The sequence below is a fragment of the Streptomyces sp. NPDC050743 genome (assembly GCF_044456925.1).
GTDB lineage: Bacteria > Actinomycetota > Actinomycetes > Streptomycetales > Streptomycetaceae > Streptomyces.
This window is the reverse complement of record NZ_JBITGJ010000004.1, coordinates 101524-113365: the sequence shown is the minus strand read 5'-3', so window position 1 is coordinate 113365 and position 11842 is coordinate 101524. Positions and strand designations below refer to the sequence as shown.

At 66.3% G+C, this 11842-nt stretch carries 6 protein-coding genes; 5 read left to right on the top strand and 1 reads right to left on the bottom strand.

The features are described 5' to 3' along the window. Positions 1-155: 155 nt before the first annotated feature. Entirely contained in the window at positions 156-428 is a 273-nt protein-coding gene (locus ACIBJF_RS06395; RefSeq protein ID WP_189866631.1) for a helix-turn-helix domain-containing protein, read from the top strand. A 432-nt stretch (positions 429-860) separates the two neighbouring features. Here ACIBJF_RS06395 and ACIBJF_RS06390 read toward each other — a convergent pair whose 3' ends face one another. After that, positions 861-2360: a hypothetical protein gene (locus ACIBJF_RS06390; protein ID WP_399172564.1), complete on the bottom strand. Its 1500-nt coding sequence runs from the start codon at positions 2358-2360 to the stop codon at positions 861-863. A 434-nt stretch (positions 2361-2794) separates the two neighbouring features. Between ACIBJF_RS06390 and ACIBJF_RS06385 the strand changes: the two genes are divergently transcribed. The 4 genes from ACIBJF_RS06385 to ACIBJF_RS06370 all read left to right on the top strand — a co-directional run bounded on the left by ACIBJF_RS06385 (position 2795) and on the right by ACIBJF_RS06370 (position 11701). Further along, the gene (locus ACIBJF_RS06385) at positions 2795-4021 is read left to right on the top strand and encodes a helix-turn-helix domain-containing protein (RefSeq protein WP_399172563.1); all 1227 of its coding nucleotides are present in this window, start codon (positions 2795-2797) and stop codon (positions 4019-4021) included. 59 nt (positions 4022-4080) lie between these two features. Further along, complete coding sequence (locus tag ACIBJF_RS06380; protein ID WP_399172750.1) at positions 4081-5331, top strand: hypothetical protein; 1251 nt, start codon at positions 4081-4083, stop codon at positions 5329-5331. Further along, positions 5328-8624 carry a hypothetical protein gene (locus ACIBJF_RS06375; RefSeq protein WP_399172561.1) on the top strand — a complete coding sequence of 1099 codons (3297 nt, stop codon included), beginning with the start codon at positions 5328-5330 and terminating at the stop codon, positions 8622-8624. The genes ACIBJF_RS06380 and ACIBJF_RS06375 overlap by 4 nt, the downstream gene beginning before the upstream one ends. A gap of 170 nt (positions 8625-8794) precedes the next feature. Then, a complete protein-coding gene (locus ACIBJF_RS06370; protein WP_399172560.1) occupies positions 8795-11701 on the top strand; it encodes an RNaseH domain-containing protein in 2907 nt (968 codons plus the stop codon). Positions 11702-11842: the final 141 nt, after the last annotated feature.

The window sequence follows — 11842 nt, the reverse complement described above, 5'->3', positions numbered from 1 at the left end:
CGTCACCGATCGGTGCGCTCTCTCAGCTGGTATCGGTGTAACCGCTACCGGCCCTTGCCGCTGTGCCGTTTTTGCCAGCTGACTCCGCAGTACGGGGCCCCAGCCACCGACTCTAAAAATAGCGATACCGCCTGAGCAAGGAGAAACACTTCGAAATGCATCAAGAAAGCAAAGCGCCGTCAGGCCCCCGCTACAGCCCTATCCGCATTCGGGCTACCTGGGACGGAACAGGAAGCGTGGAAGATGCATCAAGGGCACTGGGATTCTCACGAGCGAAGGGCTACGACCTTATTCGTCGCGGAGAGTTCCCCTGCCGCGTACTGCGCATCGGCCGTACGACACGTGTCGTCACCGCGTCCCTGCTCCGCGTGCTCGAGAGCGGGGTGCCTGAATACAACGGTACCCACGCCGACCGCGACACGTCGTAGCACGATTCGCGCAGAAGCCCCGATGGGGTGCTTCCCGAACGGCTTCGTCGTATCAAGGGCTCCGAACGCTCGAGAGAGGTAAAGTCGACAGTTGTGCCCATCGGGGACGCCCCACTCCCTTGTGCGCTCCCTGCAGAAGCCCCGTCGGGTATGGATCCCCGACGGGGCTTCGCCGTATCACCGACATCTCACAACGCGCTCGCCCATACAGGCTGCGGCCCCCTGGGCGCCGGGGCTCCTTAATCAGTGTCGGCAAATCGCTGCCGGACGAGGAGAAGAAGTACAGGGCGTTCCCGTAGCCTGGGCCCACGTTGCCGTCGAGATCCCTACTCCCTACCAGCGCTCCTCGGGAAGCGGGCGGCCGCTCAGACCTCACCGAGGAGTTACCTCCCGCACAAACGCTGCCTCTGCTGACCGAGTTCGGGAGGAGAGTCAGCGGTGACCGGGCATGATCGGATCGGTGGGTTCGACGGCCATGTATGTCTCGGCCGTCCTCGCCTCCAGCACCCCGCCTCTGGCTTCGGGCCCTTCCACCACGAGGGGAGCACCGCGCAGGAGTCCGGCCGGCACCTCTTGGGTCCTGTACGCGTTGGCCATCTCCCGCCTGACCGTCACCAGTCGCTCGTCCTCGCGCTCGTAGAAGGTGCGCCGCGCTTTGCGGCTCATCTCCTCACGTTCCTCGTCCGCCCCGCGCCACACGAGGAACGGAGCCGCGGGGAACAGGGGCTCCTCCGCTGGGATCTCCGTCTGCATCTGGTGCAGATGGGCGCAGGCCGCGTACAAGCCACGCGACAGGCCAAGGTGGAGGCCAATACCGGGGATACGCCCGACCACGAACTCCTTCACGGTCGAGTGCTGTTCCTGCCGAAGCCGCTCGTAAGGCACCCCTTCGGCCAGCACACGCCTGCGTAGATCGCGGGTCCCGGCATCTAGTTCAAGCGGCCTCATGGCGCTCTTCCGCCTGGATGGTCCGCCAGGTCCCGGCCCCGTTTCCGCAAGCGGGACGACCCGCAGGTCCTGGACTGCCCCGAACGCCAAGGCTCTGAAGACGAGAAGTTGGTCCCGCGCGACACTGAGCAGATCGTCCGGGGTCTCGTCCAGTGAGGGTTCGCCTCCGTCACTCGGGGGGTCTGGTAGGGAGTGGACGCCGCCGACCGGGGACGGGCCCACGAGAGTGGTGTGCACCATCATGACGAGGTGGTCGTCCTCCCAGCGGCCGGGCTCCGGCAGTACCGTTCCGCAGAGCACCTGCCGGTGCGCGACGGCGATCTCCGCCGTCGCCTGGTCCAGCTGCCACTGTCCGTCGCGCATGTCGCCGACTCCCAGTGACTTGCGCGCCTTGGCTTCGATCAGCCACGGCAGCGCCTCGACCGCGTGATTGCCGTAGAGATCTGGGAGCTTCTTCGTCGGATCCACCAGCTCGGGTATGCCGCAAGCCTCCAGGTGCACGGTGGCCGGCAGCCCCGCCATACCGACCGTCAGCCACTGGGCCATCGTCATGCCCAGGTGGTATCCAAAGGCGGCATGGGCGCTGCGTTCTGTGCCGTGGCGGTAGACGGCGTTCACGAACAGCCGCCGCTCCGCCGCTCCAGCGGGCGCCTTGAAATCCTTGAGTGTGAGATACGCCTGCAGTGGGGCAACGCGGGCGATGAGTTCGTTGACGGCGAATGCCGGCGTCTTCCGCAGCCAGGGTGCCAGGTCGCGGCCCGCGCTGGTCGCCGCCGTCACGAGTTGCCGCCAAGTGGTGGTGGCCAGGTATTCACCGTCTACCGGGAGCGTGTCGGTCACCGGCCATGGCTGCGCGGCCTTCGGCGCCTGGCGGCGGTCCCACTTCGCCAGGTCTCCGTCGGAACGCACGCGGACAGGTATGTCGAGAGCGTCGGCCAGCGTGAAGGTGAAGTCCGAAGCCTCGGGAGGAGGGGTGAACGCCATGAGGGGAGCCTGCCAGAGCGCGCGACTCCACCTCCGCCAGTGACCGGAATGGACGGTCCGCGTTCAGCACCACAACGGCCAGTTCGAAGAGCGCGTCCGCGTGTCTGGTCAGGAGAACTCGTCCCGAAGGAGTGACCTGGTCGGCGTGGTGGCTCTCGTAGAGGTGACTGCGGTGTTCGGCGGCCAGGCCGAGCCAGGCGGGGACCTCGGGGCTGGCGTCCCATCCGCGCACGGCCTTCCCCACGCTGTCGTGCACCACGGCTCCTTCACTGGCCGGCCCTGCGACCGAGAGGCACAGACCGCGCGCCTCCTGAGGGGCGACCAGCGTTGGCCCCAATCTCTGGACGGTAGATACCCGCAGCCGCCTTGGCCGGATCAGGATCGCCCCGTCGTGAACAGTTGCAGTGAACTGTTCACTACGTTTTGCTTCCGGTATGGCACAGTCCCTCCGCCCCCAGGCCCTGCAACGCCAACGACTTTTCAGAGACATGAGCGTGGAACAGCTCGCCGACGCTGTAGGGGTTACGCCACGTGCTGTACGCCACTGGGAAGCGGGAACACGGACTGTTGGTGACCGAGCTTTCGGCCGATTGCTAGAGGTTCTGCGATGTGGTGCGCAGGATCTGACAGGGCGCGAACCGGGTACCGAGAATCTGGCCGACTTGCGTCGTGATGCTGGCTTGAGCACGGAAGAAGCCGCCTCAGCTCTACGACGCAAGCGTGGTGCGCACGGCCTACATATCAGCGCCGAGAAGATCCGCGATCTTGAACGCGGCAGACGTGTGCGCGGCTGGATGTGGGGATCTCCCGAGACCCTGGGGAGGGTGGCGCACATGATCGCCCAGGTCTATAAAGTCCCCGACCGGGTGGTAATGGATGCCTGGCGCCGCAGCCGCCCGGAGGACCCCCTTCCAGTGCTTCCCGTCCGACGTCCCCGTCAGCTTTCCGAGGAGTCGATGGCTGTATGGAGGGCCCTCAACAAGCGGCAACGTACCTATCTGACGTGCATCTTCCGTCACGACCAGGAGGTAGAGGAAGAACAGCGGCAGGCCCGCTTGGTGGGAGCGGAACAACGACCGGCAGCCGAATGGCGGCGCATGACGTTGGCGGTCTCCGCCTCGTCTGATGTAGTCGGGTACACCCGCATTCAGGAGGGGCTGCGCGCAGCGGGAGTACATGACCCAGGAGCTGGATCGTCGGTGGCCGCTTTGGAGCGGCGTGGCTTGATCGTCGTGTACCGGGACCGGCTGTATGTCGACGGTCTGGGGGATATCCCCCGTACCCGGGTGGAGATGACCCGGCACGGGCGAGCGGTGGCCCGTGCGGCCCTCGGGGCTCCCCGGGAAGCAGGACCACCTGCGCCGCTGCTGTCGTTGTGGCTCTGGAAGATCATGGTCCGGGTCGCGCGCGCCGGAGCGCAGGGGGTGGACGGCAGCCTCGCCGGGCGTGGGCCGCATTACCTGGCGGTGGGGCAAAGCCCTGATGGACGGACCCCGAGCCGGGGCTTCATCGTGTTGCGGCACCCCGACGGAGTGACTCACGGACCGTACCGGTGGTTCCTCACCGACTCCGGGCGAAGCCACATCGCCGACCACCTCGACGCCTACCGCGGCCTGTATCCCAGCATCGACACCGAGGGCCTCGACGAGAGCTCTGGCTGAACTCCCCTCGGGATTCCCAGGGCCCATTGTCAGTGGCCTGCCGTATGGTCCGGCACGTGATGCAAGCTGACGACACAACGGACATTCAGCAGACTCACGCACTGCTGGAAATCGTCAAGGCGTTCGCCGTGTGCGAGCACGCGATGGTCGGCGAGGGACTGGACGGGCCGAGACGCCTGGACCGCCTCATGGAGGCCCACGGCATCCTGATGGCGGCATGCGGCCCGGGGCACCTGATCCTGTTCGACGAACTGATGGGCAGGCTCACTGGCGACCGGGCTGGCTCCCTGGAAGGGCTGCTGCCCGACTGGATCGACAGCGAGGCTCTCGCTGGCGTGCGGCTCATGGACAGCGAGGGCGTTGCCACGGAGGACGGGTTCGACTTCCGGCACGAAGCCCAGCGCGTCCTGCGGGCCGCGCAGAAGGTCGGGAAGTTCACCGGGCAGGTAACGAAACCGAAGCTGGATGACGAGTACAGCCAGGAAGCCGTCTTCAGCGCGATCAAGGGCTCCTTCTACCAGAGGCACCGCACCACTCTGGTTGAGAACCCGACGGTGCCGACGGGCAGTCTCACGGAGCTCAAGCTGCCCTCCCGGGCGAACGACTTCTACAAGCCGATCGCCCAGTACGCGCAGTTCAACGGCTGGTGGTGGCCCTGCCCCGCCTGCAAGTGGCCGATGAAGGTGACCGCTGCCCGCACCGGCGCGCGCACAAGGGGCAGGGTGCGGTGTCTGTACCCCTGGCACGAGGAGACGGGCGCGTCGTACGAGTTCGTCGTGACCGCCCGGAAGAAGTCGGCCCCCGAACTGAGTCCGACGTTCGAATGCCGGGTCCCGTCCGGCCGGTTCGCACGCCTATGGACCGGGGCCGTACCGCACGTGCCGCAGGCTAAGCCGGCCGCAGAGTACATGGCGCTGGTACGGCCGGTGTGGCGCTACACCGTCATCCCTGGCCTACCCGAACTGGCCCTGCACCGAGCCGCCGCGGCGGCCCTGGAGGGAACCGCCTGGACATCACATCTGTGGCCCAACGGGGACCAGTGTGACCTGTGGATCACCCGCGAAGGAAGCGAACAGCCGTACTTTCCTGCTGACTTCAAAGACTACACCTGGCCGAATCACCTGGTCAGCAAGCTTCATATGGACGGCGGCGATAAGGGCGGCGCCGAGTACCTGGTAGTGCCCGACCATCGCCAGGACCAGGTGGCCCAGCTCCACGCGGTGTGCCGCACATACAGGATGAAGGCGGCGATGACCGCGACGGACTACCTCGAGATGGTCATCACGCAGATCAAGGAGGGCAAGGCGTGAGCGGGGAGATGACGGGTAAGGAAGCCGGCCTGGCTGGAGCACTCGCTCTGGCCGCGCACTACTTTCCCCGCAAGGACGACGAGGGGCGCATCCTGGCCGGCTTTGAAGAAGCCACGTTCTTCGCCCACCGCAAGCCGCAGGCATGGTCGGATTGGGCAAGCTTGCCAGTGGCCGAGCGGAACCTGATCCGTCAGGTGATGGCCTTGATGGCTCCCGAATGGACGGATGCGAAGAAACTCAGGGCCGCCGTCCTCGCGCTCCTAGGCACCCTGGCCCCCGATCCCGACCTCGCGGACCGGTCGGGAGGTTCGCTGCGGCTGCCGGCCGGAGACCCACAGCTGGCCGAGGCGGTGATCCCCAGGGTGGGAGGGGATTTCCTCGGATACGCACAACGCGTCACCGGGCCGTTCTTCACCTTCGGCAAGCGCCCCAAGGCACAGGCGTTCGCGGGCCCAGGAACCCTCAAGACGAGGACGGCCTACCTGGGCCAAGAGCACGGCACGACCAGCAGGGAGATCCATATCCAGGCGACTCCCGGCTTCCTTGAAGCGCCCGGCCACGAGGTGCTCCCGCAGGTGCACACCCGCCCGCAGCGCGACCGGGTCGCGCCGACAGTGAACCAACTCCTGGATGTCGCCAAGATCCTTAGCGGCCAGGACAAGAGCGTCGACTACCTGCACAAGGTGCTCAAGCGCTTCTTCAAGGCAATGAAGACGACCGACGGCGAGCTGACCGAACTGGACCTGACGTCCGGAGACCTGCAGGTCCTCAACGCCCCCACGGGAAGCGGCAAAACGGTACTCGTACGGGTCATGGCGTCCTGGGCAGCGCTCAACGACCGGCGAATCGCCCTCGCCGTCACCGATGTCCGCGCCACCCTGGACATGGCCTGGGACATCAACAACGACCTGGCCTATCTGCACAAGAACAAGCACCTAGCCGAGCCCGCTCACTGCACTCCGCTGATGTCCCCGTCGAGCATGCACCGGCGGGCCATGGACTACGCCGCCCTGGGTACCTCCACCCAGATCGACGAATGGGACCGGCGCGCCAGGACCGACATCGCGCTGCTGTCGGCCGGCTGCGCGCAGCGGGCGTTGATGGACCCGCCCACCCTGTATCCGTACGGGGAGGAGAACTGCACCTCGCTGACCTCTCCGGCCACCGGCTCCACCCGGCTCACCTGCTCCTTCGCCCCGGTGTGCGGCAAGTTCCAGCAGTTCTACCGGGCCACCGACGCGGCCGTGATCGTCACCAACCACGCCAACCTCCTGGAAGGCCGGACACGCATCGGTGTCGTCTTGGACGGGCAGGAGTTCCGCGGCAAGGCGCGTGGCACCAGGGGCATGAGCGTCCTGGAGATGACGCTGCGTGCCTGCGATGCGCTGGTGATCGATGAGATCGATGCCTTCCAGACGGCCGCCATCAGCCGCTGTACCTCGGAGCTCACTCTGGCTTCCCGGAAACGGACGACCGCGTTGCGGGAGATCGACTCGGACGCCAGGAACCTGCCCGTCGTCCATGAGATGGCCCTTGCAGCGCCGGTCAGCCACGCGCGGCTCATGGCCGAGATGCTGCTGCTGTGGCTCTGTTCAGGCAGCGGGCTCAGGTTGAACCCGGGCAACGAGGCGGACAGCCCTGACGGGGCCAGCCGCGACAACACCGGCTGGCGCCTGGCCCGCTCGAGGGACCGTGAAATCCTTCAGCTCCTGTTCCCCGACCAGACCCCCGAGGACGTTCCGCCGGAGCTGTTTGCCTTCCTCGACGAGATCATGCCCGCCCGCTGGTATGCGGCCGGACCGGATGAGGAGGCCGAGCTTCCCGACGGAGCCGACTGGGAGGCCGTCCAATCAGCCCTGACGATCCTCACCGCGCAGCGCGGCCAGGACCACCTCACCGACACTCGCGACGCGATGCGCACGCTCTTGCGTGAGCTCGTGCCCGATGCGCATCAGCAGGCCGCCGTGGTGAACCTGTTGATTACCCGTACCGTGCTACGGGAACTCGACAGCGCGCTGGACGAGTTGCGCATGCAGGCCCAGACCTTGCGCTATCTCGACCTGGGATCGGTCCGCAAGATCCTTGAAAGCATGCGCAGCAGCACGGTCGCCACCCTCTACCCCCTGGCCATGCTGGGCCGCTCCATCCACGGCTACCAGGTCAAGGGCATGGACAAAAAGGAGCAGGAAGCGGAACTCCTGTCACGTTCTTTCGGCGGCGATCCGCACACCTTCGTCAGCGAACTCGGCGGCCTCACCGCCCTGCTGGCGGCCGGCGTGCAGCGGCCGGTCATGGGCCTGTCCGCCACCGCCTACCTACCACAGGCCGTACAGGAACACATCCATGCCCCGGTCCGCTGGTGGCTCCCCGACACCCGTCCGGAGTCCATCGTCACCCTCGCCACGCCTGTACGGGGCAGCAGCGGGGATGCCATGAGGATCGGGGGTCTCCCGCCAGAGCTGAAGCCCAACGCACTGCGCGATCTCGGCCGGGGCCTGTACGAGCAGCAGCTCGCCAAGCGCCTGGCCCGCCTGGAGAAGCACGAACCGGAACGGGCCCGCGTCATCCTCGCCGTCAACTCCTATGAGCAGGCCGCCTACCTCGCCTCCGGGGTGGCACAGGCCGACGGGCTGAACCACCGGATCTGCCTGCTGGTGAAGAAGCCGGAGAAACAGAACTACGAGGAGCACCTACCTGCCCACGTGGACCGGATGGTCCGCGAAGAGCTCAAGGAGTTCCCCGACCGCGGAGAGATCCTTATCGCCCCCCTCGCCGTCATCGGCCGGGGCCTGAACATCGTCGTCGGAACGCGCTCGGCAGTCCGCGACATCTATCTGTGCGTCCGGCCTGTCCTGAGCATCGAGGACACCGACTGGCTGCACGCAAGCGTCAACGCCGCCGGTTACAACACCCTTCCCGCCGGCGGCAGCGACGAGCCCTTGGCCGTCCTGCGCGCAGCAGGCGAAGCCTCCTGGAAGCAACTCACCAAGATCCTTCGCTCCCCGGCCCGGTTCTCCAACATGGACCACGACCTGCGCAAGGAACTCGTCGCAGGAATGCTCGTCCTGCTCATCCAGCTCGCCGGCCGTGCCCGGCGGGGCGAGACCGACATGACCCTCCACATCGTGGACCACTCCATCCACGACAAGAAGTTCAGCTCCGACCTGGCCACGATCATCGAACAGATCTACCGCGACTGGACTCCGAAACAGCGCGACATCATGAATGAGCTCTACGGTCAAGCGCTTCAGGCATTCCTGACCTATGCAGGGCTCGACCGCGAGACGCTCTGAACTGACCATCGCCCGTCTCCGCCTTGCCGCGGCGGAGACGGACCCGCATCCTCTCCCAAACGGAGAGACCGAGAGACGAGGTACCCCCGCTCATGGGGCGAAGCAACACGCAGCGGGATCTCACCGCGCACACCACATCGATCCGGTGCACCCCCGAGCTCCTGGACGGCATGACCGCCCTGGTCTGGGACTTCGGCGACTACCACTCGCCCATCCGCACGGCCTGGCGGGATTTGGGGAGCACGGCCTCAAAGAACGCGAAATGGATCAAGGATGTCCAGGAATCCGACCCCTTCCTGGTCCCCTATTCCATCGCTGTCACCGTGCTCCAGCAGATCACCGATGGCTACGTCTACCTGGACAAGTACCTGGCCTTCATGGTGACGCTCAACCCCGTGGAGCCCGACGCCCTCAGGACGGTCTTCACTTACCTGGAAGGCATCGTCCGCCGGATTCCTCTGGATGAGATCCCCTTCATGGATCCACCCACCTTGGCCCGACTGGTCGCGGACGTCGCTCCTGAGCGCCGAAGCCTGGCTAAGAACATCCTCCAAGAGGAAGACGGCAAGCCCGCCAGTCCGGACAGCTGGGCCTATGAGGCGGTGAAGTGGCACATCGCCAAGAAGCTGGCGGCAAAGCCCTTCCTCGACCGGGAAGTCGAGCCGGTCCGTGAGGCGTACGAGGCGACGAACGGCCAGGTGAAACACAGGACCGTCGGCTGGCAGCCCTCCGACAACGTCGCGGCCGTGCAGTACCGGCCCATCAGCAACGGTGACCTGATCGCCTGGGAACAGCCCATCGGCCCGGTCTTCGCCACCCTCGCCCACCCGGTCGACCTCGCCGAAGCGCTCAAGGCCCGTCCCGAGAACCCCACCCGCAGTCAAGTCCAGTACGCACTGTCCCGCCTGTCGGTGAAGATGGCCACCTACACGGCCGAGCCGAACCCCGTCCTGAATCTTGACGCCCACATCCGGCGCATCAACAACACGGTGATCCACGCCAGCACCGTTCTCGTGGACCAGGGAACAGACCGGCCGATCATGTCTGTGTCCCTGGATGGGCGCGGTCTGCGGCAGACGAACAAGCACGCGCTGGAAATCCTGGCGAAGATGGACGCCGACCGGTCATCGCTCAACGCCATCGAGGAACGCGTCGCCGATGAGCGCAGCCGCTTGAACACCAGGGACGAAAATGGCAAGAGGATCGACATCCTGACTCCTCCTCCTGGAGCGATCAGGCCGACCATGCCGAAGACGGACTCATTCGCTGTCGGTACCGGCGCCGGCATCTACCATCTCTCCCTGCTGCGGGAACACATCCAGCGAGTCTTCGGTGACGCCGTCTCCCTGCTCGACCTGAAGTCGAAGGGGAATGTCTTCGGTAAGCGTTCCCACGAGCCCGCCACCGCTGCCCAGGAGAAAGAGAAGAAACAGAAGAAGCAGGATGGCGAATACGTCGATCTCATCGGCAAGCCCTCCCCGGAGGGTATTCGCCGTTCCATCGAAGCGGCCGGATACAAGAAACTCCGCATCCTGTGCCTGTGGTACCGCGACGCGACCCTCACGCGGATGATCCACGGTCTCGCCCACCCCTACGGGCTGGACCCGGAGGGCATCGATCCGGACCCTGGCGGAAAGAAGTCCTTCCCGCTCGCGGACGGCATCGAAGCTGTCTTCTGCAACGCCGAAGCCCTGCTGGAGCACGGCCCCGGCACTCAGCGCGCCACTGACGCCCAAAGGATCGCCGGCACCTTCGCAGACCCCGGCGTCCTCCTCGCCGCCTGGTGTGAAACAGAGATCCCGGTGCGCGGCGAGGAACACGAGGGCATGAAGCCCGCCGAAGTGAAGACCGCCCTGGCGGAGAACGACGCCAAGCACCAAGTCGTCCGGGAGCTCGCCAAGGCCGCAGTGCCGTCCCAATTCCTCGTCGGCCGCGAGTACGACCCGTTCACCAAGACCTTCACCATCATCAAGAGGCCCGCGAAAGCCTTCGAGGATCACCGCGTCTACATGGGTCTGCTGGACCTCTACCGTTCGTGCGGGGTCGTGGACGACCGCTTCGAGCGTGCCCTCTACCCCGGCGACGACCCCTACCCGCTGCCCCGCATGGCCTTCTGCGGCATCCACATCCGCAAGCAGGCCACGGACCGCAAGTACAAGGGCCAGCCCAAAAGGATCATCACCGCCAGCGTGATCATCCCCTCCCCTGAACCCGGCGGCCCGTGGCGCATGATCGGCTGGAGCAACATCCACCCGCAGTGGGAGCACTACGCCCTCGCACAGAGCAACTTCCACGCCGCCAACTACCCTCTTCACACTGAAAACGGCGACGGCGAAATCCAGCGCTGGGCACAGGCCGGTGAAGACGTCCGCACCGCCCTCCAAGAGCTCCACGACGAACTCGACGGCCTGCCCTACGCCTTGATGATCGACGGTCACGCCAGCCGCCGTGTATGGCCCGGCCTCCACAACAACAAGCAGGGCCTCGGAAAAGATCCCGGGGACCCGCGCCTCTGGCTCCCCGCAAGCGGACTGCCCCCGTCCTGGAATCCGGTCAGCATCATCCGCATGAACTGCGCGCAGGCGGAAATGCCCCGTCTGGTCGCCGTCACCGAGAAGCAGAAGAACGGCAAGACCGTCCCGCTCAAGACCTCCAGCGACCTCTACTACCCGGAAGCCCGGCCCGAAGGCCACCCCTGGTTCCTGTTCACCGAACCCCGCAACTACGGCAAGAAGCGCCATGGGCAGTGGAAGACCCGCTGGCGCGCCGACCCGGGGAAAGCATCGAAGAATGCCGACGAGCGCAAGGAGAACGAACTGAACGCCCCCTGGTACAGCATGACCACCAGGGAGATCACCCCGATGCACACGCGGGACGGCTACGACCGAGAGATTCTCGCGGTTGCCGCGGCGCGGCTTTGTCACCAGGCGCTCTCCTGGTCAGACCGGACGCGATACCCGGCCCCGCTCCACGCTGCGCTTCAGATGGACCTTGGCCACCCCCAGTACCGACGCTCCGAGCCGAAGGACCCTGAGAGCATCGAAATCCTGAAGGAAGCCAGCGGCACCGACCTGTAGATACCGGGACGGCTCCGAGCCGTGGGGGGGGGGGGGGGGCGCGGGGGGGGGGGGGGGGGCGGGGCGCGGGCCCCCCCCCCCCCCCCCGCCGGCCCGGCCCACCCACCCGCCGGCGCTCCGCGCCGTGGCTCACCGCGCGGC